Origin of the sequence: Pseudomonas fluorescens (assembly GCF_902498065.1) — a bacterium.
Taxonomy (GTDB): Bacteria; Pseudomonadota; Gammaproteobacteria; order Pseudomonadales; family Pseudomonadaceae; genus Aquipseudomonas; species Aquipseudomonas fluorescens_BJ.
In genome coordinates this window covers 15,491-38,355 of sequence record NZ_CABVIR010000007.1, presented here as the reverse complement: position 1 = coordinate 38,355, position 22,865 = coordinate 15,491, and the positions used below count along the sequence as shown (strand labels likewise).

Here is a 22,865-nt window from a genome sequence, read left to right as displayed (position 1 = left end):
TCAGTCTCCCAGCGGCAAGTGATCGTCGCCGCCGCGGTAATCGTCGAGGGCGAGTTTGATCCGCCGCAGACGTTCTTGATTGTCTTCAGGATTGGCCAGCGCCAGCTCGGTAGCGAGCACGTCGATGGCCAGCAACATGCCGTAGCGTGCCGCCGTAGGTTTGTAGATGAACGAGGTTTCGACGCCTTGCAGCGGCAGCAGCACATCGGCCAATTGCGCCAACGGCGAGTCGGCCCGGGTGATGGCGACAATCCGTGCGCCGTAGTTGCGCGCCAGTTCGACGGCTTCGAGCAATTCGGGAGTGATGCCGGTCAGCGAACAGACGATAACTGCGTTTTCGGCGCCTAGACTGGCCGCGGTGATCCGCATCATCACCGGGTCGTGGCACGCCGAAATCGGGTAGCCGAAGCGCACCAGCCGCACTTGCAGTTCATCGCTGCACAAGGTCGAGCAACCGCCCATGCCGAAGGCGTGAATCATCCGCGCCTTGCCCAACAGCTTCACCGCGTCGGCGAAGCGCGACTCGTCGAACGCCGACAGGTGCTGACGCAACGTCGACTCGATATCACCGACAATCTGCCCGTAGAACGCCGACTGATCGGGCGTGCCCGCCGGGTCGAGAAAACGACTGCCAACGCCGCTGGCCTGGGCCAGTTGCAGGCGCAGGTCGCGCAAGTCGCGGCAACCCACCGTGCGGGCGAAACGCGACAGCGTGGCGGTGCTGACTTCCGCTCTCAGCGCCAATTCATCAAGGCTGGCGGCAGAGGCAAATCCTACGTCGTCGAGCATCAGCCGTGCGATGCGTCCTTCGCCGGCGCTGAAGGAATCCTGACGGGCGCGGATCTGGTAGAGGATGTCCATGGCAGGCGGCTCCGGTTAAATCAGGTAAGAAAGACCCACGGTCAACGCGAAGGCGACCAGCGAAATAATGGTCTCCAGCACGGTCCAGGTCTTGAACGTCTGGGCGACGGTCATGTTGAAGTATTCCTTGATCAACCAGAAGCCGCCGTCGTTGACGTGGGAAAAGATAACCGACCCCGCGCCGGTCGCCAGCACCAGCAACTCCGGATGCGGATAACCCAGACCAATGGCCACCGGCGCGACGATGCCCGAGGCGGTGGTCATGGCCACGGTGGCGGAACCGGTGGCGATGCGCATCAACGCGGCGAACAGCCAGCCCATGATCAGCGGCGACAAGTGAAACTCATGGGCCAGGCTGACGATCTGGTCGGTGACCCCGGCGTCCACCAGAATCCGGTTCAAGCCGCCGCCGGCGCCCACCAGCAAGGTGATGCTGGCGGTCGGCGCCAGGCATTCGTTGGTGAATTTGAGGATCGATTCGCGGTTGAAGCCCTGGGCGATGCCGAGGGTCCAGAAGCTGAGCAAGGTCGCCAGCAGCAAGGCGATCACCGAGTTGCCGATGAACAGCAAAAACTGGTTGAAGCCGCTGCCCGGCGTGGAAATCAGGTTGGCCCAGCCGCCGATCAGCATCAGCACCACCGGCAACAGAATGGTCGCCATGGTGATGCCGAAACCCGGCAGGCTGTCGCGCGGTTCACGGTCGAGGAACTGGCGTTCCAGCGGGTTTTCCGCCGGCAGTTGAATGCGCGGCACGATGAACTTGGCGTACAACGGACCGGCGATGATCGCGGTCGGAATGCCGATCAGAATCGCGTACATCAAGGTCTGCCCGACCGACGCCCCATACACCTGCACCGCGAGCATCGCCGCCGGGTGCGGCGGCACCAGGGCATGCACCACCGAGAGCCCGGCGACCATCGGCAAACCGACCATCAGGATCGACACGCCAACGCGGCGCGCCACGGTAAAGGCGATCGGCACCAGCAACACGAAACCGACTTCGAAGAACAGCGGCAGCCCGACCAGAAACGCGATGCAGACCATCGCCCAGTGCGCGTTCTTCTCGCCGAAACGGTCGATCAAGGTGCGCGCCACCTGCTCGGCGCCGCCGGACTCGGCCATCATCTTGCCGAGCATCGTCCCCAGCGCCACCACCAGCGCAATGTGCCCCAAAGTTTTGCCCACGCCGGCCTCGTAGGCGCCGACCACCCCGGATGGCGGCATGCCGGCCAGCAGCGCCAGGCCGATGGAGACCAGGGTAATCACGATGAAGGGATTGAGTCGGTAACGGGCGATCAGAACGATCAGGGCAATGATGGCGATGGCGGCATACACCAGCAGCCAATAGCCGAAGGACAGGGTCATGCGGTACTCCTCGAAAGGGTCACGTCGAATGGGTTGTGAAACTCTTAAAACATTTCGAGAGGTGATTTTCAAACGAGGTGAAAGTAATTTTCGTAGAGGGGTAAGGGTTGTCGCTGAGAGGTATGCGAGGTCGGTCAATATGAAAATCGGGCAGGCTGACTTTCATCGCGCCTGCCCGGTGTTATTCAGTCGTGACTCACCCGCGCACGCTTGAGCAACTTCTTGCAACGCTCGGACAAGTGCAGCACACGCAGGTGCTTGCCAGCCTTGGCGTAGCGTTCGCGCAGGGTCTTGAGCGCGGCGATGGCCGAGTAGTCGACGAAGCTCAGGTGACGGCAATCAATCGTCACCAAGGGCGGGTCATTCGCGGGATCGAACTGGTTGAGAAACGGTGTTGTCGAGGCGAAGAACAGCGTGCCATGCAGCAGGTAAAGCTTGCTGCCGTCGGCTTCGAAGTGACTGTCGGCATACAACTCGCGGGCCTGCTGCCAGGCGAAGTTCAGCGCGGCAATGATGATCCCGCAGAGCACGGCGGTGGCCAGATCGGTGAACACCGTGATGACCGTGACGGCGACGATCACCAGCACGTCGTTCAGCGGCACCTTGTTGACCACCCGCAACGAGGCCCAGGCAAACGTCTGCTGCGACACCACAAACATCACGCCAACCAATGCGGCCAGCGGAATACGCTCGATCAGCGGCGACAAAAACAAAATGAACAGCAGAATCAGCACGCCGGCCACCACGCCAGACAGCCGACCACGACCACCGGAGCTGAGGTTGATCACGGTCTGGCCGATCATCGCGCAACCGCCCATGCCGCCAAAGACGCCAGAAACCATGTTGGCCGCGCCCAGCGCCACGCATTCGCGATCCGGGAAGCCGCGGCTTTCGGTGATTTCATCGGTGAGGTTCAGGGTCAGCAGGGTTTCCAGCAAGCCGACCAGCGCCATCAGGATCGCGTAAGGCGCGATGATGCGCAGGGTGTCCAGCGTCCAGGGAATGTCCGGCAAGGCAAACGTCGGCAAGCCACCGGCGATGTGCGCCATGTCACCCAGCGTTCGGGTCGGCAGACCGAGCAGATAAACAGCAAGTCCTACGCCCAGAATCGCCACCAATGCCGGAGGTACGGCACGTGTCAGGCGCGGCAGCAGATAGACAATCGCCATCGTCATCGCCACCAACCCGCTCATCACATACAGCGGTGAGCCGCTGAGCCAGTTGTCACCGTTCTTGAAGTGTTCCAGTTGCGCCAGCGCGATGATGATTGCCAAGCCATTGACGAAGCCAAGCATCACCGGGTGCGGCACCATGCGCACCAGTTTGCCGAGCTTCAGCAACCCGAACGCCAGCATGATCAACCCGCCCAGCAACACCGTCGCAAGTAAATATTGCACACCGTGCTGCACCACCAGCGCGACGATCACCACGGCCATCGAACCGGCCGCACCCGACACCATGCCCGGCCGGCCGCCGAACAGCGCGGTCAGGGTGCAAATGATGAACGCGCCATAAAGCCCCATCAACGGATTGAGGTGGGCCACCAGCGCGAAGGCGATGCATTCGGGCAATAAGGCAAACGAGGTGGTGAGTCCGGCCAGGACATCGGCGCGCAGACGTTTTGCTTTCATGGGAACAGGACACAGCAGGGGAAGAGGGGGCGGATGTTACGGAATTGAGGGCGACCCGGCCAGTTGTCGAGACTCCAGAAACGCCTTCGCGGGCAAGCCCGCTCCCACATTCGACCGCATTCCATCTGGAGGAATACGGTCGAATGTGGGAGCGAGCTTGCTCGCGATGGCAGCGACGCGGTCTAGAGCGAACTCAAACCATCTCGTCCCGAATCCACTCAACCACCGACGTCCGCTTCGGCGCCCAACCCAACAGTTCCCGCGCATGCTTGCCGCGCACCCGACTGTTGGAACCCAAACCATAGTTGGCCATTTCATAACCCCACTCGGCTTCGGCCTCTTTCAGCGGCCAGTCCTGCGGCTCACCCAGCTTCAACGCTTCGGCAATCGCCGTGGTCATGTCGATGAACGACGCTTCACCGCTTTCAACGAAGTAGAAGGTGCCCGGTACGTTTTTGCTCAGCGCCAGCAGGTACAGGGAAACAACGTCTTCGATGTGCACGTTGGACCAGATGTTCTGGCCGGTGCCGACATGGCGCACCACGCCACTTTTGCGTGCCTGCTTCAGCAGGCGCGGCAACTGCACGCTGTCGCGCTTGACGCCCAGGCTGTGGCCGTAGATCAGCGTGTTGCAGATGACCGCCGAGTTCACCCCGTCGTTCGCCGCCGCGAGGATCAGGTTGTCGATGGCCACGCGAGCAGCCTTGTCGACCGTCGGTTCCGGCAGCGTGTCTTCGTGATAGATGACGTCGCTGAACTTGCCGCCCGACGCATCGCCGACGATGCTCGAACCGCTGGTGTGCAGGAACACTTTGTTGGAACCGCGCAAGGCATTGAGCAACGCTTCCACCGCACCGCGATGGTCGCTGCTGGCGGCGTTGATCACCGCGTCCGCAGCACGGGCCTGTTCAGCCAGTAGTGCGCTGTCGTCAAGAGTGCCGATGACCGGGGTGATGCCCAACGCGCTCAGTTCATTGGCTTGCTCGCTGCTGCGCACCAGGCCGTTGACCTTGTGGCCTGCGCGAATCAGGCCGGTGGCGATGGAGCCGCCGATGAAACCTGCAGCGCCGGTAACGAATACGTTCATGGAGAAACTCCCTGCGTGAATAAGTGATGCAACGAGTATCAAGCAGTCATCACCGCTGAAAAATCCCCGTTGACCCAATTCACTCTTGCGCAGGGATCACGAATCAACCCTCGAAATCCGCATTCGCATACACCGCCAATTTGCTCTGGATAAAGTCCAGGAAGCACTGAATCCGCAGGGCCAATTGCGAGTTGCGGTAATAGACCGCGTTGATCGGCTGGCGATAACCGCTGTTGAAATCCGCCAGCAGCACCTTCAGGCGCCCGGCCCGGATGTCGTCGATGGTCATGAAATGCGACAGGCTGGCAATGCCCTGACCTTTAAGCGCCAGCTGCCTGATCGTCTCGCCGCTGGACGCGCTGATCGACGCCTGAATCGGCCAGCGGTCGCCATGCACATAGCGCAGCGGCCATTGGTTGAGGCCTTCGTTATTCGTGAAACCCAGCAGCGCGTGCCCCGTCAGCTCCTCGACCACCAGTGGTGTGCCATGTTGCTCAAGGTAGGCCGGGCTGGCGACGATGTGCAGCGGACTGCAACCCAGTGAACGGGCGTGCAGGGTCGAGTCGGCCAGGGCGCCGATGCGGATGGCGATGTCGGTGCTTTGTTCGAGCAGGTCGATGATCAGGTCGTTGCTGTTGAGTTCGAGCTGGATGTCCGGGTAGAGCCGGCGGAACTCATCGATGTGGGGCACGATGGCGTGCAGCATGAACGGTGACGCTGCGTTGATCCGCAGACGCCCGGACGGGGTTTGCTGACGTGAACTGAGGCGCTCTTCAAGCTCCGCCATTTGATCGAGAATCAGTTTGGCGTGCTCGAAGAAATACTTGCCCTCCTCCGTCAAATCCATGCGCCGCGTAGTGCGGTTGATCAGCGTGGTATCGAGCTTGGCCTCCAGCCGCGACAACGTGCGGCTGACCGCCGAAGGCGTCTGGCCGACTTGTTCGGCCGCAGCGGAAATCGACCCGCACTCAATCACGCAGACGAAAATCTGCAACTCATCGGATCTGGCTTTCACGAATGCCCCTTATCGATAATTCATTGCCGCGCTTAAATCGCTTTTCGTAGGAGCCCGGCTTGCCGGCGATGGCGTATTCAAGATCGCCATCGCCGGCAAGCCGGGCTCCAGGTTCTTGCGCGAAGTATCGATAGTAGCCGAGCCTCAAGCCTTGAGGCCAAACACCTCGGTCAAATGCTGCTCATAACGCGCCACATCGGCTTCGATGTTCGGGCGCTTCATCACGTCAACGGCCAGGAACGTCGGCAAACCGGTCATGCCGAGGAACTCGTTGGCCTTGTGGAACGGGAAGTACACCGCGTCCACGCCCTTGCCTTCGAAGAAATCGGTCGGGTCGTCGAAGGCTTGCTGCGGCGCGTTCCAGGTCAACGACAACAGGTATTGCTTGCCGTGCACCAGACCACCGCTGCCGTACTTTTGCGAGGCATCGGAACGGGTGCGGCCGTCGCTGGCGTAGAGGCTGCCGTGGCCTTCGGTGAAGACTTCGTCGATGTACTTCTTCACGGTCCATGGCGCGCCCATCCACCAGCCCGGCATCTGGTAAATGATCACATCGGCCCAGAGGAATTTGGCGACCTCTTCGGCGACGTCGTACCCCTCGTCGATGAAGGTGGTTTTCACATCAACGCCGCCGCGATCCAGCACGCTCAACGCGGCTTCGTGCAGGGTGGTGTTGTAGCGGCCATCGGAGTGAGCAAACTGTTTGCCGCCATTGAGCAACAAGACTTTTTTCATGAGAAATCTCGGAAGGGTCAGAAAGTGCATGGCGGCAGGTTAGCGATCAGCCACGCGCGGAATAAGCCCTGAACTCGCAAAATTCATTTGACTCATACGCACGAATCGACACGCGATTGTTGCCATAAACTTGCGCCGATTCTGAACTTGAGGAGATTTTTTGATGAGTGAAATACAAGGCTTCATCCTGCACGCGAAGACTCGCCCGGAAAAATCCGACGCCTTCGAAGCGTTCTTCCGTGGCTATGTGGAAGCGAGTCGTGCCGAGCCCGGCTGCATCGAGTACCACATGCTGCGCGACAAACAGGACCCGACGCTGTTTATCTTCTTCGAGATCTGGCAATCCCAGGCGCACCTCGACGTGCACTCGAACCTGCCGCACATGAAGCAGTTCCTCGAACAACGCGAGGAATACCTGGAAGGTGATTTCGATATCCGCGCCGTCGAGATGCTTAGCCCGTCGTCCGCTACCCGCTGATCAGCAGGTGGCCGCCGAGCACACCGAGGCCGATGAAGAACACGCGTTTGAACAGTACGGCACTGATCCGCTGACGCAGCCATTGCCCAAGCAACATGCCCAGCACTGCCGGGATCAGCGCCAGCAATGACGCGCTCAACTCACCACCGCCCAGCGCCCCACGCCACAACAGGCCGGCGGCGAGTGCGAGGGTCGACACGGTGAACGACAGGCCCAGCGCCTGCACCAGTTCATCCCTGTTCAAACCCAGTGCTTGCAGATACGGCACCGCAGGAATCACGAAAACGCCGGTGGCCGAAGTGATGACGCCGGTGAGCACGCCGCACAGTGGACCGAGCCAGCGCTCGGTCTGACTGCCGACACGCAAGGTCGGCAGAAACAGTCCGCTCAACGCGTAGAGCAGCAACGCCGCGCCCAACCCTCGCACCACCCAATGACCACCGGCCATGCCGATCCACACCGTACCGGCACCGGTGCCGATGAGGATCGCCAGCAGCATCGGCCACAGCCGTCTGACCAGCCCGCGCAAATGCCCGCCGAAGGCCAGTTGCCAGATGTTGGTCAGGGTCGCGGGAATAATCAGCAACGCCGCAGCCTGCGACGGTGCCATAGCCAGACCGAGCAGGCCCATGGCGATGGTTGGCAGGCCGAGGCCGATGACGCCTTTGATCATGCCGGCCAGGAGGAAGGTGACGATGACCAGCAATGAAAGGGTCAACCCGAGGTTTTGGTAAAACGCAGAGAGTGTATTCATGGGGCTATGGTGGGCCCGGACGGGTCGGTTGGAAATCTGCCATATACTGAGGGTGCCTCTTGTTTTGGTAGAGGCTTAAGAATGTATTGATGCAACTGACGCCATCCCGGGCAAGCCCGCTCCCACCAGTATTGTGCGGGTCGCAAAATGGGCGAAACGACGCAAAACCTGTGGGAGCGGGCTTGCCCGCGATGGCGTCCGCCCCGACAACGCACCTCCCGAGGCTGTACCGATGCACTTCGACCTCACCGACCTGCGCCTCTACCTGAACATCCTCGACACCGGCAACATCACCGCCGGCGCCGCTCGCAGCCATTTATCCCTGGCGGCGGCGAGCGCACGAATCCGTGCGATGGAGGCTTCGCTCGGCATCGACTTTCTGGAGCGCGGTCGTCGCGGCGTCACCCCCACGCCCGCCGGAACAGCCCTGGCGCAACACGCCCGACTGCTGCTGCAACACGCCGACCGCCTGCAACAGGACCTGGCTGAATACGCCAAAGGCGTCAAAGGTCAGGTGCGTTTACTGTGCAATACCACGGCAATCACCGAGTACCTGCCGGAAGTGCTGGCGGACTTCCTCTGCCGTCATCCCAACCTCGACATTGACCTGCAGGAATTGCCCAGCGCCCGTATCACTCACGCCCTGCGCCAGGGCGCGGCCGACCTTGGCATCGTCTCCGACGCCGTGGACACCCACGCCCTCGAAACCCTGCCCTTTCGCGATGATCCGCTGGTGCTGATCATGCCGCCCGACCATCCCCTGGCGAACGGCGCGACACCCAACTTCAGCGACACCCTGCATCACGATTACGTGGGCCTGAACGCCAATAGCGCGCTGGCGGTGTACCTCGAAGAACAGGCGCTGCACGCGGGGATGCGCTTGCAAATCCGCATCCGTGCAGAAGGCTTCGACGGCGTGATGCGCATGGTCGCTCGCGGCGCCGGGCTGGCGATTGTGCCGCTGGCGGCGATCCAGCGCCGGGCTGTCGATCATTCGTTCAAGCGCTTCGCCCTGAAGGAAGACTGGGCGCAGCGCAAACTGTTGTTGTGCGCCCGCTCATTCACTGGCCTGCCCGCTTACGCCAGAGCCTTGCTCCACGCGTTGCGCGCGCCTTGAACACCAGTGTTTGGCCCAACTGGCACCTGTATGACGAGGACCGCGCAGAGTAATATCAGCCCTTTCAAATCAGGCCTGACCACAACAACCAAAAGGGAACCAGATGGCGGATGAAATCTTGCAACAGGCAACGCTCAAGCGGGGGTTGAAAAATCGTCACATTCAACTGATCGCATTGGGCGGAGCCATTGGTACGGGGCTGTTCCTGGGCTCTGCCGGAGTGCTCAAATCCGCCGGACCATCGATGATCCTCGGCTATGCGATTGCCGGTTTCATCGCATTCCTGATCATGCGCCAACTGGGCGAGATGATTGTCGAGGAACCCGTGGCCGGCTCTTTCAGCCACTTCGCTCACAACTACTGGGGCGGTTTTGCCGGTTTCTTGTCCGGCTGGAACTACTGGGTCCTGTATGTGTTGGTGGGCATGGCCGAGCTGACCGCCGTCGGCAAGTACGTGCAGTTCTGGTGGCCGGAGGTGCCGACCTGGGTCAGCGCAGCGGTGTTCTTCGTGCTGGTCAACCTGATCAACACGCTGAACGTCAAAGTCTTCGGCGAGATGGAGTTCTGGTTCGCGATCATCAAGGTCGTGGCCATCATCGGCATGATCCTCCTCGGCTGCTACATGCTGTTCAGCGGCACCGGCGGGCCGCAAGCATCGGTGAGCAACCTGTGGAGCCACGGCGGATTCTTTCCCAATGGTTACAGCGGTCTGCTGATGGCGATGGCGTTCATCATGTTCTCCTTCGGCGGCCTGGAACTGGTCGGCATCACCGCCGCTGAAGCCAGCGAGCCGCGCAAGGTCATTCCCAAAGCCATCAACCAAGTGGTTTATCGGGTGCTGATCTTCTACGTCGGCGCACTCACCGTGTTGCTGTCGCTGTACCCGTGGGACCAACTGCTGCAAACACTGGGCGCTTCGGGCGATGCCTACAGCGGCAGTCCGTTCGTGCAGATTTTCGCCCTGATCGGCAGCGACACCGCCGCGCAGATCCTCAACTTCGTGGTACTCACCGCCGCGCTCTCGGTCTACAACAGCGGCGTCTACTGCAACAGCCGCATGCTCTACGGCCTGGCGGAACAAGGCGACGCCCCCAAAGTGCTGATGAAACTGAACAAGCAAGGCGTTCCGTTGCTGGCACTGGGCGTCTCGGCGCTGATCACCATGCTGGCGGTGCTGGTCAACTACGTCGCGCCGCACGAAGCGCTTGAGTTGTTGTTTGCGCTGGTGGTCGCCTCGCTGATGATCAACTGGGCGCTGATCAGCCTGACGCACCTGAAGTTTCGCAAGGCCATGGTTCAGCGCGGCGTCGTGCCTGGCTTCAAGGCGTTCTGGTCGCCGTACACCAATTATCTGTGCCTGGCGTTCATGGCCGTGATCATCTGCGTCATCTGGATGATTCCACCCGTGCGCGCCTCGGTGTACGCCATGCCGGTGTGGGTATTGGTCATCTACGGGTGCTACCGCCTGCGCATGGCCAGGCACCGAAAGCTGTCAGTGACTCAGTAACCGCATAAAAAACGCCCCGGCATTCGATGAATGCCGGGGCGTTTTATTGAGCGCGCAGTGGAACCAGCGTTTCTGGATACCTCGATGTCGAGCACAGACAACTGATGCCCCACCAAGCCCTATACGGTGCGACTTCAGTTCTCCCTCACGCTCGGAGTCATCATGTCCGCACCGATTACCGTTCTTCGCGACACTCACCCCCTGCCGGTCCTTGATGCCTGCAAATGGGAAAAACTCGAAGGCGACCCGCACACCGTCAACCTCAACGCCTACACCAGCGAAGACGGCAGCAAGATCATGGGCACCTGGATCTGCACGCCGGGCAAGTGGTATGTGGAATACGTGAAGTGGGAATACTGCGATTTCCGCGAGGGCTACTGCATCATCACCCCGGAAGGCAAAGAGCCGATCCATCTGCGCGCGGGCGACATTTTCGTCATTGAGCCGGGCATGAAAGGCACATGGGAAGTGGTTGAAACCGTGCGCAAGTATTTCGTGTTTGCCTGATGCAAAAAAACCGGGAGATCACCCGACGTGATTTCCCGGTAAATGTCGATGCGTACATGCAGTACCTGCTCGCGATTGGATCAGCACAGTCACCATTGACGGTGACTGATCAAACGCTATCGCGAGCAGGCTCGCTCCCACAGGGTTTACCCAGGTTTTACTGCGGTTTGCGATAGCTGTTGATGATCGCCGAGAAGTCTTTACCCCCCTCCCCGCGCAGGCTCATCGCCTGATACAACTGCTGGGCCACCGCGCCGAGTACCACCGGTTGGTGCGCCTGACGTGCCGCTTCCGTGGCAAGTCCGAGATCCTTGAGCATCAGCTCGGCACCAAAACCACCGGTATAGCCGCGCGATGCCGGCGCCGTTTCGACGATGCCCGGCCACGGGTTGTACATCTCCGAACTCCAGCAACGCCCGGTAGAACTGTTGATGATCCCGGCCAACACGCCAGTGTCGATCCCCAGTGCATCGCCCAGCGCCATGGCTTCGCTGACGCCGACCATGGAGATCGCCAGCAGCAGGTTGTTGCAGATCTTGGCGATTTGCCCGGTGCCGACTTCGCCGCAGTGGACGATGTTGCGCCCCATCTGCGCCAGCACCGGTTGCAGGGTGGCAAACAGTTCGGGGGTGGCACCGACCATAAAGGTCAGCGTCCCGGCCGCCGCGCCGCCCGTGCCACCCGATACCGGCGCATCGGCCATGGCCACGCCTTGTTTGGCTGCCGCAACGGCCACATCACGCGCCGTTTGCGGATCGATGGTGCTGCAATCCACGGCCGGCACGCCTTTGGCGATCCCCGCCAGCACGCCGTCCTCGCCCAGCCAAACGCTGCGCACGTGCACAGCGGCGGGCAGCATGGTGATGACCAGTTCTGCGCCTTGAGCGGCTTCACGGGCTGTCGCGCTGATGCTGCCGCCCAGTTGTTCCAGCTCGGCCAGAACGGTTTTGTTCAAATCAACCAGTCGCAGTGCGTGACCAGCCTTGATCAGGTTGCGCGCCATCGGCGCGCCCATGTTGCCGAGACCGATAAAAGCGATTTTCATGTCCGGCTCCTTAACGCAAGTTGATGGTGGTGTTCACACCGTCGTTGACGCTGTCGTCATCGAACCAGCGACTGGTGACGGTCTTGGTCTGAGTGTAGAACTGCACCACTTGCTTGCCATACGGGCCGAGGTCGCCGAGTTTGGAACCGCGCGAACCGGTGAAGCTGAAGAACGGGACCGGCACTGGAATCGGGATGTTGATGCCGACCTGACCCACGTCGATTTCGCTCTGGAATTTGCGCGCCGCCGCACCGCTCTGGGTGAACAGGCCGGTGCCGTTGCCGAACGGGTTGGCGTTGACCAGTGCGATGGCTTCATCGAGCGTATTCACTTCCAGCACTACCAGCACCGGGCCGAAGATTTCCTGGGTGTAGATCTGCATCTCGGTGGTCACGCCGGAGAACAGGGTCGGGCCGACAAAGTTACCCTGCTCGTAGCCAGGAACCGTGATCTCGCGACCATCCAGCTCAAGCTTGGCGCCTTCCTTGATGCCGCTTTCGATCAGATCGAGAATCCGCGCTTTGGCGCGCTTGGAAATCACTGGACCGACGTCAGTGCCCGGCTCGCTGCCGGCATTGACCTTGAGTTTCTGCGCCAGCGCTTTCAGGTCTGGCAGCCATTGCTTGGCCGCGCCCACCAGCACCACCACCGAGGTGGCCATGCAACGCTGACCGGCGGCACCGAAACCGGCACCGACCAGCGCATTCAGCGCTTGTTCGCGATTGGCATCCGGCAGTACCACGGCGTGGTTTTTCGCGCCCATCATCGATTGCACACGCTTGCCGTGTTTACCGGCCAGGTCATAAACGTGAGTACCGACGGCGGTCGAACCGACGAAGGAAACCGCCTTGATGTCTTTATGAGTGCAGAGGGCGTCCACCACGTCCTTGCCGCCGTGAACCACATTGAGCACGCCCGCCGGAACACCGGCCTCGATCGCCAGTTCCACCAACAACATGGTCGACATCGGGTCCTGTTCGGACGGTTTGAGTACGAAGGTGTTGCCGCAGGCGATGGCCATCGGGAACATCCACAGCGGAATCATTGCCGGGAAGTTGAACGGGGTGATGCCGGCGCACACGCCGATTGGCTGACGCAGGGTGTAGGTATCGACGCCGCCCGCGACGTTCTCGGCGAACTCGCCCATTTGCAGGGTGCCGATGGAGCACGCGTGTTCGACGACTTCCAGGCCTCGGAAAATATCGCCTTCAGCGTCGGCAATGGTTTTGCCCTGTTCGTTGCTCAGGACCACGGCGATACGCTTGGAGTGCTCGCGGATCAAAGCCTGAAGCTTGAGCATGATGCGCATGCGGGCGCCGATCGGCGTCAGCTTCCAGGTCTGGAAGGCGCGATGGGCGGCGCTGATCGCGGCGTCGACTTCCGAGGCCGTAGCGAACGGAACGTTGGCCAGCACTTGCTGAGTCGCCGGGTTGACGATGTCGTGCCACTCGGTGGTCTGGGACTCGACCCACTCGCCGTCGATCAACAGCTTGACGTTCTGGACAGTGGTTTCGTTGGGCGTGAGCGATGCGTTCATGCTGGTCTCCTGGACTTGTTGTTATGCAGGGAGCCAAGGCGGCTAAGTCGCCTTGAGATGAGGCGTGTGTCGCGAATTGGTTGTCGGACTGTTTTTGGAGTATAGATGTGCAAACTTCTAATAAGAACGCACATAAAAGCCGGTCCATCATGCAAAAAAACATCACGTCTTTAGGTTCGCTGAATTGGGATGACCTCAAGTTTTTCCTCGAAGTCGCTCGCACCCGCAAGGCCAGCACCGCGGCCAAGCGCCTGGCGGTGGACTACACCACGGTGTCGCGGCGTATCAGTTCGCTGGAAGCGGCATTGGGCACGTTGCTGTTCGAGAAGTCCCGGACCAGCGGTTTTGTCCTGACGGCGGAAGGTCAGCGTTTACTGGGTTATGCCGAGTCGATCGAGAGCACGCTGCACATGGCGTGCGAACAGGTTTCCGGCTCCGGCGTGGCGTTGTCCGGCCACGTACGGATGGGCTGCACGGAAGGGTTCGGCAGCTTTTTCATCACCCCGCAGCTGAGCCATTTCGTCGACGCCTACCCGGCGATCTCGGTGGACATCCTGCCGCTGCCGCACTTCATCAGTCTGTCCAAACGCGAGGCGGACATCGTCATCGCCCTGGAGCGCCCGGAGCATGGCCCGTATGTCTGCTGCAAACTCTGCGACTACAAATTGCAGCTATATGCGACCCAGGACTATCTGGACAAACATCCACCGATCCGCCGCCCGACAGACTTGGGCAAGCACTCATTCATCAGTTATGTCGACGACCTGGCCTTCAGCTCCGAGCTGTTGTACCTGGCGAACGTGCTGCCCGGCGCCAGCGCCAACTTGCGCAGCACCAGCGTGATTGCGCAGTTCGTCGCGGCGCAGCAAGGACGCTCGCTGGCGATTCTGCCGTGCTTCCTCGCCGCGCAGGATCCGCGGTTACTGCCGGTGTTGCCGGAGGAAATCAACATCACCCGGCAGTTCTGGATGTACTGCCGCGAGGACCTGCGCAAGCTCAAGCGGATCACCCTGTTGTGGGATTACATCCGCGCGGTCACCGAGAAGAATCAGGGTCTGTTGATGGGAGAGAGCCGGGAGATGCTGTTCGCCGACTGACTGTTCTTCAAGGAATCAGGTAGCGGAATCGTACCGAGGCCAGCAGGCATTTGCCAAGGATTTGTAACAGGGGTTGGTACATGACTTGTAACAGCGAATAGCGCCTCGAAGCAGCTTACCCAGAGACGCACATAGGCACGCGATAAGGCTCAGGAGAGGGGGGGGATGCACGGACACACCCGGATTGAGGTGGTCATTCAGATTTCTCTGTCTATTTTTCAAGAAACCTTCGAACTTCGGGCCCAGCCGGGATTGCCTCGGAAAGCACTGAGGACTCCGATTCGTAATCAGCGATTGCGGCGTTTACGCTGCTTTCAACCGCACGAATCAATTCTTCAATTTGGTCAAGCTTGCGCAGCAGAGCTTCATAGTCGAAGCCCTTAAAGATTATCGCGTGACCGTTTGAGCCATTTAGGCTAAACACAATTGGGTTGTAATAAGACAAATCGGTGTGGGCAAACTGCTGCATCCTGACCCGCACGAGTTCAAGGTGAAGTCGCTTCATTTCCTTCGGAACATGCTTCTTGACACTCAGTGCATGGGTGCCTTGTTGTCTTCCCCTATTCGTTGAGAAAGGCCGCACATAGGCCACAGTTAGGTCGCGTAGAAGAGCGTAACGGACATCTGGTCGTCTGTAGCGGCGAAGGACTTTGATTGCCTGACGGGCTGTGTTGAGGTCAATCGAGTACATGCGTAGAAAGTAATACGCTTCATCGTCCATTCTCATACGCCTGCTCTCGCTCATAGCTTCGCTTCGAGTCTATCAGAGCCTCTGTCTGCGCATGATGCGAGGCTGGTTATGAGGTCACTCAGCACAGTCACCGAGTAGACGACAGACGACGTTCCCAAAAGCCATCGCCCTGAGGACCACCTTGACTAGCTCCAAGAGTAACAAGGAGTAGACCAAGAAATTGGCAGGTGACACGGTGGGTAGCCAAAGTGCAGGTTTACGACTGACGTAGTCGCATAATGGCGTCAGTAATCCCTTGAGCATTTGTGTCCAGCGTTTCCAACGCACCAACTGCGTTGGCAGCAACACTCGATACTCCATTCTCTGAGAGCCACTTGGTCAATTCTTCTATAGCCGCAGCGATGGCATGCTGGTTATGCAAAAGCAACGTGAGTGCGTCCGCCGTTGCGATCTTGGCTTCTGGGTCATTCGGCATGGCTATCGTCCTTGAGTGGTAATACGGGAATCTTAGTTCACCTTACAGCTGGCTGGGGCTTGCTGGTAACTGCTCAGGCCTGCCCAATCATTTGCGTTCGATTTGACCTTCCTTGGGATCGGATTTGACCTGCACGCTTCCTGATTATGTGCGGTGCGGCCCTCCGTGACCGGTAGCCAACGGCCACAAGCAGTCAGCCAGATTGGTTGTTATCGTAATACTGTAGAGTGTGTAGGCTATAAGGACTGCGACACGAACACTCATTGAAGCCGCGACATCCCATCAACTCTCCTGAGAATCGTGGCGAATTTCCCGAGAGGCTGGGTAGCCGATTATTGCCGTATAACGGCGGCAGCAAAGGCTTCGAAACAACTCACGCAAAGGTGGGTATCGCCGATGTCGAGATATTTCAAAAATCGACAGGCGCCTGCGGAAATCCGCAAGTGATTGTCACTCTTAGTTGCACAGCCACCCTTCCCGAAACTGCCCATACTACTGAGGATGGACAGTATTAAAACTCATTTAGTCACGGCTACTCCCGCCTACCTAGACCGGTCCTGTCCGTCAACGACGCTCCAAGCAACGGCGTTGACGGCCTACGCGACGGTTTTGAGGACTGCCTGGGCAAACCGTGCGACTTCACCGAACTGCTGCGCCTGGAAATCATGGCGTGGCTGCGCAGTCCCAGAGTCACCGACGGGCTTATTCCGTCTTCCGACCGGCGCACCACGGTATACAGGTAATCGCTCCTCTATTGCTTTAGAGTAGACGCCTCTTTCCAGACCGGGTCTTCGGAAAGGGTAAGCTCAGAACGAATTTTGTTCATTCTGTCTGTATATCTTCGAATAGGTTTATATACCCAGCCATCATCTCCCTTGGCCCTATCTATAAGGCCCTCCCGCAAAAGCATTTTGATAATCGAATCTACTAGTTTTGGGCTAAATTTCTGGCCGTAGCCTCCTTTTAGAAGGGATGCTTCTTCTCTTCCACCACCAGGCTGGAAAAAAATCTTATGAATTATAGAAAGAAACAATTTTTGAGCTGGAGGTAGGATGCTTTCTTTAATTCTTGAAGCATTGGAGATGCGCTCATAGTTGAAAGCCTCAGTATGTGTGACCCAGGCTGGAAAGCCTTGGGAATCTGAAACTCCAAATACCTGTGAAACAATGCATCCATCAATCACCATGCCATCTTGTACTGTAATTGGCGTTGCGCCAAGAAATAAATGTTCAATCTCGGAATCCCTGACCACCAGATTTTTTATTACTCTAGCACTAAGATTTAAAACTGGGAAGACTGAGCCAGACAGCTGCAGGGACTGAAAGTCCAAAGGGTCGCCACCATAAATTGTTAGGATTGAAACTATCTCGCCAAGCTTTTTTGTATTTCGGCTGTTGCCATTTTTCTTTATATATGAAAAGCAATGCTGCTCCAAGTCAAAAATTCTAATTGTTTGTGCGGCGTGAAATGCACCAAGATGCCGAAGTGATTGGCACCATTGAACTTGATCGTGTATATCCTTCATATTAATCACGTCTACAACAAGCGCTTCCGCCCGAAGGATGTCAAGAACATTAAGATCAAGAAAATGTCGGTCAGGAGACTCTGGCTCTATCCTGCCGAGAGTGCACATTCTTGAAAGGAGCTGGCGACCACTTTGATCTGGAACTGATCCTACTACTGCTTGGTAGGCTGTATCAATATCAGAAGGGGAAAGCCGGCCATTGGCTGTGGCGGAGTAACGGGTTACAGACGCTAATCTATGAAGAATCGCGTGAATGGTTTGAGGGGCGATCGAACCACCCACTCCGCTAGATTCTCGTCTACAAACTGCATGAATGAAGGTGCCCCAGAATTCGTACTCGCCATGCTTGCGATTTAATATAGTACCAACGTCTGCTGGGTCTAACTCAACGAGGAGCTGGAAAACTAATGGCTTCCTCGGTAGCCACTCAGGTACAAGTGACTTAATACCAATTGCTTCTAGGTATTTATTCCCTTCATCTTCTGAGAATTCTTCCGGCGCCTCAATGCACTCCGTGTTTGACCCGGCGGATAAACCGAGGCTTTCTAGCATCTCCTCGCTGCTGTCGAAAAAATGAGAACGGCCGGTTATTAGTATCCCAGTTTTTCCACGAGTAATTAAATCGCGAACGCCTTGTACTGCTCTCCGTCGAAGGCTTTTTCTGTCTTCAACTCTCGCGTCATGAACTTGAGTGCCGATCTCATCAAACCCGTCCAATAGGAGAATTAGCTTCCCTGAGTTCAGAAGACGAATGACATTGTCTATAGAGCTACCGATGCCGATTATACCGAGGTGCCCTGCTATAACTTCTAACGCGCTTGAACTGCTCCAGTGATCCCGTAGGTTTATTGCCAGAGGGTAAGCGCCTGATTCTCTAGTGCGCGTTCTAAGTATTTCATACACCTCACGGACGCACCGGCTTTTACCAGTTCCATAATCTCCGGTAAGTACGATGTTTTGACCGCGCTGCAGGCTTGAGGCAATATTTTCTAGCGTGTATTTTTTTGAGCCATCTGTTTCAGAGTACCGAACATGAATGAATTCGCGAGGATCATTCGCACCTGTCTTTGAATCCACGGCACTCCCAAAAGGAGATCTTTTTCGCAACGCGTCGTAGGAAGCGAAATCAAAAAAATCTTTGCTAAACTCAGCGGCCGAACATACTTTTATATGGCTGCTTCTGCCAGCTTCAACCATACTGAGCGTAGGCTCATCCTCCAATACAATGTAAGCTCGGCAAATTATACCCTCAACTGCGAGCCTCATTTTCGTAGGCTTTATCTTATTGAGGTCATCACGCACCTTCTGAAGGGTTCTTTCAGTAGTGACTTCTATAATAATCACTTCATCATCGGAGATGCGAATAACACTATCAAAATCCACCCCGTCAATATGCTCTGCTTTGCAAGGTGCGCCCCACTTTAGAGAGGCGATCGAGCGAACGTATTCTTCAAGGTTCTTCCATGTAGCAGACATATCTCAAGCACCTGCGGACTAAGATAAAATGTATTAGCTCATGCGCGTCGCATGAGGCAATCCCTATGTTTAATATTGTGGTATCGATCTCACAATGCTGATCTTCCAAGCTGCGCTCTACTACCGACCGTGTAACTGATTAACCTTCGCTGAAATTGCGTTCAAGCGTTCTGCAAAATCCATTTCCCTGCTCCGTTGCACGTTCACCCGTTCGGGGTCGTAGAGGCGCAACGCTACTATGCCTAAATCCAATTCTGCTACTGGCATTTCATCCACGCTGGATGCCTGGCCAGGTGGATGACATCTGGTTTATCCGCTATCGGGTTCTTGAACCCTCTGATTTCCTAACACATCCAAACGACTGCTTTTGGCCGTAAGCCGCCCTTTGAAATCCACTGGTAGCCAAGCCCTCCAAAATCTTCGCCTGCCAAGGATCGAACATCACCCTTGAATCCGAGACGAAATATCAACGAAGTTTCGGCCAGTAGCTGATTGCTCGCACAGGGTGGGTCGAGGTTTAAGAGACATTCGAGTGCCTCCTTACCATCAGCGGCTAAGGGATATAGCGAAGTACGGAGCGCTGAGCCAGGTTGCAAAAAGACAGATGCAGCCCCGACAAGGGGAGTTGACGTGCTACAACTCCCTACTAGCCCTCTACCCCAGTACCTACAGCGTGCGCGATGGCCTAACTGTGATACCGGGGATTGCTACAGGGTGACTCAGTAACCGGCTGCATCCAACTCGGCAGCGGTGACAGTACCGGCCTTGATCTTGTCCAGCAGTGCCAGACGTGCAGCGGCTTGAGCCTTACGGGTTTCCAGATCGATAGCGTCCTGCTCTTCCTTCAACTTGCGTGCTGTCTCTGCTTTGGCTTTGGATTGCTTATCACAAATGACAGCACCCAGCCGCGCTAGGTTGAACTGCACGGTCTGCACCTCGACGGCAGCGACACGACGACCACGCCCCTCGCGGAACATTGCGGAGTCACCGAGCGCAGCATAGATGCAGTCACTGTGCTTTTCAGTCCATCCAGCAGCTACAAGGGCTTCAGCGTCTTCAATGCGCAGCAGGGTGTTAGCCATGATCGGCAACATGTCGATGCAGGTGCGACGGCTGTAATACGGACCCAAGATCAGATCGAGTTCGGCACGCAGCGCCTTGACCAGTGCAGGGCCACGACCTTCGGCATTGAACAGCAGGGCATAGACAGCTTCGCCGGTTGACGTCCAGCTACGATAGTTAGCAGGGGTCATGGCTTGCATGCGGCTGTAGTCAGAACCAGCAATGGATGCCGCCAAAACGCCGAGGAACGCAGGTAGGTCAGCGCCATGACGTTCAGCCAGGAATGTCTGGAACTCTGGATAATCCCAGCCCATCGTGTGATAGGAGTTCTTCAACATGGTGTTATCAGGGGCTTGCGTGTTGATGGAATCGACCAGCGCAATCAGGTAGGTGAAAGCGTTCGTGTAGTCCTCGGCAACCGGCAAGCTCTCAGGCAGTTGGCCAATGGTGCGGCCAGTGTCACGCAGGCTCTCGATATGCTGACGCACGAGGTCTTTGCAAATGGAGATTTCACGCAGCTTGGCATCATGCTCCGAACGTCCGGGAATCAGGTCGCCAAGATACGCACGGAACAGCAGGGTAACGTCCTCAAGGATCGCGCCCACCGACTGTGTGGCGAGCTGGGATTTGATCTTGTTGGTGCCGTAGCTCTCGATCAGCGCATTGGCGGTCGGAACGTGCATCTGGTAAATCGTGTGCAGGGTGATGCTGGTAGCGGTGTTCATGGTCTCTTTACCTCTCAGGTTGTGAATTAACGGCATGCAGAAACACCAACAGAATTGCTGGTGCTTACTTAGGGTTTTCGGGGGGTTATCTGGGTCTGGACTTAGATGCCAGTTGGCAACCACGAGCGGGACTGAAGCTGCTGGTGATATTAGTGACTAGGTGGGATAGATAAGGCGGTAGGCTATTTACGGTGTCGTCTTCGTCTGCTGAGGCCACTACCCCGCCGTAGTTGAACGATGGGTTATATCCCGTCAGGTGGAACATTTGCGCATCATCTTGGTTGCGGCGTTTATCTCAGCGGCATGCTCAATTAGCCATTTACGCCCATATGCCTTCATGCAGATAGAGTCGTCTATCTTTCCATTACCTCGGTTAACTATAAAGCCCGCATCAATGCCCGGAGCTCTCATGGTGATACTTGTCTTACCTTTAATCGTCTGCTCACTCCACATAAGGTACTTAGTCCATAGATAAAAACGAGCCTTGCGGGAGTCTTCGATACCAGCTAGACAGCAACTGTTGTGCCAACCTTGATAGGACTTATCAAGACGGTTGTATGCATTAAGCTTAGCGCAGTTATTATCAAGCATCTCTTGATACTCAGACTCCATGTTGCGATAGACCATTGCCGCCAACCGGTCGTCATTTCGCACAGCGATGAAGGTAGAGACAACCATACGATAGAAAGAGACCGAAACCCACATTGCATAAGCAATACAAGCTGTCTCAGTTGCGAGGGTATAAGCATCCTTACCTTGAGTGAAATGCAAATTTGCATCTCTCTCTAGATCACGCGCAATACTATTGCGCCACTGGCTGGGTTTCTTGGATGCAGGTAGTTCTAGCATCCGCCACATCTCTGTCAGGTTAAACATGCCCTCATCATTGGGGACAAAGGAATACTTATTACCGTCTGCATTTTGCAGCAAAACGGGTAATGCATTGGTCGTGTTCATAGTTTCAGGTCTCTCACATTAAGGGGATGAATTGCTACAAGTGAGCTACCAGCCGACCCGCTATGACAGGCGACCAAACCCAGAGGACCGGGCAGACGGGTAACTCACTTGTAGGAACTCAGGGATGGCACGCATAAGAAAGCCCACTCGGCCACCCGTGAAGGAAGGGGACCAGACCGTTGATACAGGTGGGAATGGGCTTACTGTATGCGTACTACTACACATGGCACGTATGCCAGAGGTGCAGGGTTACTCGGGGTTTAGATGGGACACTGAAAGTCGATCTATCTATAAGGCAACTTAAAAGCCGTAGCTGTCGTCAGCCTTTAATAGTGCTTTCACGGGTTGCTTGCGCTTCACGATCCGCTGCTTATCAATGCGCACTGGTGGCAAGCCCTAGAACTCGTGCCCTAAGCAGCACTGTTTTGTACCTACTAGAATACTATTGCCACCGCATCCTCAAACTGAAACGCTATCAATGTCAGAGTAAACAGGTTGGTACTGTGGCTCACTTATAAAACGTGATACCAACGGCGACCATCCATCAGTTGGTCCGCTACCATGAGCAATCATTAAGCTCATACGGCCTGCACTGATATCACCCTCATCCACAGCTACAACCAAAGCACCTAGTCGCTTGCCCGAAAGATTACTCTGGTTAATAGGGTGACTTGCATCTGAGATATCCCTATAGCCAACTTGCGGCATGTTGTGCAGGGTAACGCCTTGCTGCTGCTTGACCGGAACGGTGGATGCCATATCGCCTGCAATAGGGGTTGCCATAGTCTGTACCTCGCTATAGTTGCTGATTAGAGGGTATAGGAGGACAGAGCAATAAACGCCCCACTAAAGAAACGGGTTGCTATTGGTTGCTACTGTCACTTCCCTAACGGGTCTTTTCTCATAAGAGAAAAGGAGAATTTATACTGTAGCTACTGTTACTACTGTTGCTACTGTTCTTCTTGTCCTACCAATTCCATTGGGATCGCAGACCGATGAACCAGATAATAATTCTCATCTAGGGCATCGGCCTGTGCAATTGAAAAAGCGCTTGAACTTTTATATAAATCGCGATTTGGCGAATACTCGACTCGCTCTTCTATAATGCAACTTAATTACCGGGGCTATCGGTGTGAGACTTTCTGGGACTCTCGGCCCAAACGAGAAAGCCCCTGAGGCTCGCTATGGGCGCCTGAGCTTTTTGTGGGACGCGTAGGT

At 57.0% G+C, this 22,865-nt stretch carries 20 protein-coding genes; 5 read left to right on the top strand and 15 right to left on the bottom strand.

Annotation, left to right across the window (positions count from 1 at the left end):
• From F8N43_RS22170 to F8N43_RS22145, 6 genes are all read right to left on the bottom strand, one after another.
• Positions 1-861, bottom strand: a complete 861-nt coding sequence (locus F8N43_RS22170) for a MurR/RpiR family transcriptional regulator (RefSeq protein WP_150639762.1) — start codon at positions 859-861, stop codon at positions 1-3.
• A gap of 15 nt (positions 862-876) precedes the next feature.
• Positions 877-2,226 carry a gluconate:H+ symporter gene (locus tag F8N43_RS22165; RefSeq protein ID WP_150639763.1) on the bottom strand — a complete coding sequence of 450 codons (1,350 nt, stop codon included), beginning with the start codon at positions 2,224-2,226 and terminating at the stop codon, positions 877-879.
• A gap of 185 nt (positions 2,227-2,411) precedes the next feature.
• Complete coding sequence (locus tag F8N43_RS22160) at positions 2,412-3,857, bottom strand: SulP family inorganic anion transporter (RefSeq protein ID WP_150654381.1); 1,446 nt, start codon at positions 3,855-3,857, stop codon at positions 2,412-2,414.
• Positions 3,858-4,050: 193 nt separating this feature from the next.
• A complete protein-coding gene (locus F8N43_RS22155) occupies positions 4,051-4,944 on the bottom strand; it encodes an NAD-dependent epimerase/dehydratase family protein (protein WP_150634451.1) in 894 nt (297 codons plus the stop codon).
• A 103-nt stretch (positions 4,945-5,047) separates the two neighbouring features.
• Complete coding sequence (locus tag F8N43_RS22150) at positions 5,048-5,959, bottom strand: LysR family transcriptional regulator (protein ID WP_150654380.1); 912 nt, start codon at positions 5,957-5,959, stop codon at positions 5,048-5,050.
• A gap of 144 nt (positions 5,960-6,103) precedes the next feature.
• A complete protein-coding gene (locus F8N43_RS22145; protein ID WP_150639766.1) occupies positions 6,104-6,694 on the bottom strand; it encodes an NAD(P)H-dependent oxidoreductase in 591 nt (196 codons plus the stop codon).
• Positions 6,695-6,857: 163 nt separating this feature from the next.
• Between F8N43_RS22145 and F8N43_RS22140 the strand changes: the two genes are divergently transcribed.
• Positions 6,858-7,172 (top strand): putative quinol monooxygenase, encoded by a 315-nt coding sequence (locus F8N43_RS22140; RefSeq protein WP_150634448.1) that lies wholly within the window; start codon positions 6,858-6,860, stop codon positions 7,170-7,172.
• On the opposite strand, the gene F8N43_RS22135 is transcribed toward F8N43_RS22140, so the two are convergent.
• The gene (locus F8N43_RS22135; RefSeq protein ID WP_150654379.1) at positions 7,162-7,926 is read right to left on the bottom strand and encodes a sulfite exporter TauE/SafE family protein; all 765 of its coding nucleotides are present in this window, start codon (positions 7,924-7,926) and stop codon (positions 7,162-7,164) included. The two genes, F8N43_RS22140 and F8N43_RS22135, sit on opposite strands and share 11 nt — an antisense overlap.
• A gap of 232 nt (positions 7,927-8,158) precedes the next feature.
• On the opposite strand from F8N43_RS22135, the gene F8N43_RS22130 reads away from it, so the two are divergent.
• The 3 genes from F8N43_RS22130 to F8N43_RS22120 all read left to right on the top strand — a co-directional run bounded on the left by F8N43_RS22130 (position 8,159) and on the right by F8N43_RS22120 (position 11,057).
• Positions 8,159-9,043 carry a LysR substrate-binding domain-containing protein gene (locus tag F8N43_RS22130; RefSeq protein ID WP_150654378.1) on the top strand — a complete coding sequence of 295 codons (885 nt, stop codon included), beginning with the start codon at positions 8,159-8,161 and terminating at the stop codon, positions 9,041-9,043.
• A gap of 103 nt (positions 9,044-9,146) precedes the next feature.
• Positions 9,147-10,550 (top strand): amino acid permease, encoded by a 1,404-nt coding sequence (locus tag F8N43_RS22125; RefSeq protein WP_150634445.1) that lies wholly within the window; start codon positions 9,147-9,149, stop codon positions 10,548-10,550.
• 162 nt (positions 10,551-10,712) lie between these two features.
• Complete coding sequence (locus F8N43_RS22120; protein WP_008024653.1) at positions 10,713-11,057, top strand: cupin domain-containing protein; 345 nt, start codon at positions 10,713-10,715, stop codon at positions 11,055-11,057.
• A 157-nt stretch (positions 11,058-11,214) separates the two neighbouring features.
• Here F8N43_RS22120 and mmsB read toward each other — a convergent pair whose 3' ends face one another.
• Positions 11,215-12,102: a 3-hydroxyisobutyrate dehydrogenase gene (gene mmsB, locus F8N43_RS22115; RefSeq protein ID WP_150654377.1), complete on the bottom strand. Its 888-nt coding sequence runs from the start codon at positions 12,100-12,102 to the stop codon at positions 11,215-11,217.
• A 10-nt stretch (positions 12,103-12,112) separates the two neighbouring features.
• Positions 12,113-13,639 (bottom strand): CoA-acylating methylmalonate-semialdehyde dehydrogenase, encoded by a 1,527-nt coding sequence (locus F8N43_RS22110; RefSeq protein ID WP_150654376.1) that lies wholly within the window; start codon positions 13,637-13,639, stop codon positions 12,113-12,115.
• Between the two features lie 149 nt (positions 13,640-13,788).
• Between F8N43_RS22110 and F8N43_RS22105 the strand changes: the two genes are divergently transcribed.
• Positions 13,789-14,736, top strand: a complete 948-nt coding sequence (locus tag F8N43_RS22105) for a LysR family transcriptional regulator (protein ID WP_150654375.1) — start codon at positions 13,789-13,791, stop codon at positions 14,734-14,736.
• A gap of 211 nt (positions 14,737-14,947) precedes the next feature.
• Here the strand turns inward: F8N43_RS22105 and F8N43_RS22100 are convergent, their stop codons facing one another.
• The 6 genes from F8N43_RS22100 to F8N43_RS22075 form a co-directional block, all read right to left on the bottom strand.
• Positions 14,948-15,457: a hypothetical protein gene (locus F8N43_RS22100; protein WP_150654374.1), complete on the bottom strand. Its 510-nt coding sequence runs from the start codon at positions 15,455-15,457 to the stop codon at positions 14,948-14,950.
• A gap of 226 nt (positions 15,458-15,683) precedes the next feature.
• Positions 15,684-15,902, bottom strand: a complete 219-nt coding sequence (locus F8N43_RS22095) for a hypothetical protein (RefSeq protein WP_150654373.1) — start codon at positions 15,900-15,902, stop codon at positions 15,684-15,686.
• Positions 15,903-16,653: 751 nt separating this feature from the next.
• Positions 16,654-18,903: an NACHT domain-containing protein gene (locus tag F8N43_RS22090; protein WP_150654372.1), complete on the bottom strand. Its 2,250-nt coding sequence runs from the start codon at positions 18,901-18,903 to the stop codon at positions 16,654-16,656.
• 719 nt (positions 18,904-19,622) lie between these two features.
• Positions 19,623-20,690 carry a hypothetical protein gene (locus F8N43_RS22085; protein WP_150654371.1) on the bottom strand — a complete coding sequence of 356 codons (1,068 nt, stop codon included), beginning with the start codon at positions 20,688-20,690 and terminating at the stop codon, positions 19,623-19,625.
• Positions 20,691-20,942: 252 nt separating this feature from the next.
• The gene (locus F8N43_RS22080; protein ID WP_150654370.1) at positions 20,943-21,647 is read right to left on the bottom strand and encodes a hypothetical protein; all 705 of its coding nucleotides are present in this window, start codon (positions 21,645-21,647) and stop codon (positions 20,943-20,945) included.
• A gap of 459 nt (positions 21,648-22,106) precedes the next feature.
• Positions 22,107-22,430: a hypothetical protein gene (locus F8N43_RS22075; protein WP_150654369.1), complete on the bottom strand. Its 324-nt coding sequence runs from the start codon at positions 22,428-22,430 to the stop codon at positions 22,107-22,109.
• Positions 22,431-22,865: the final 435 nt, after the last annotated feature.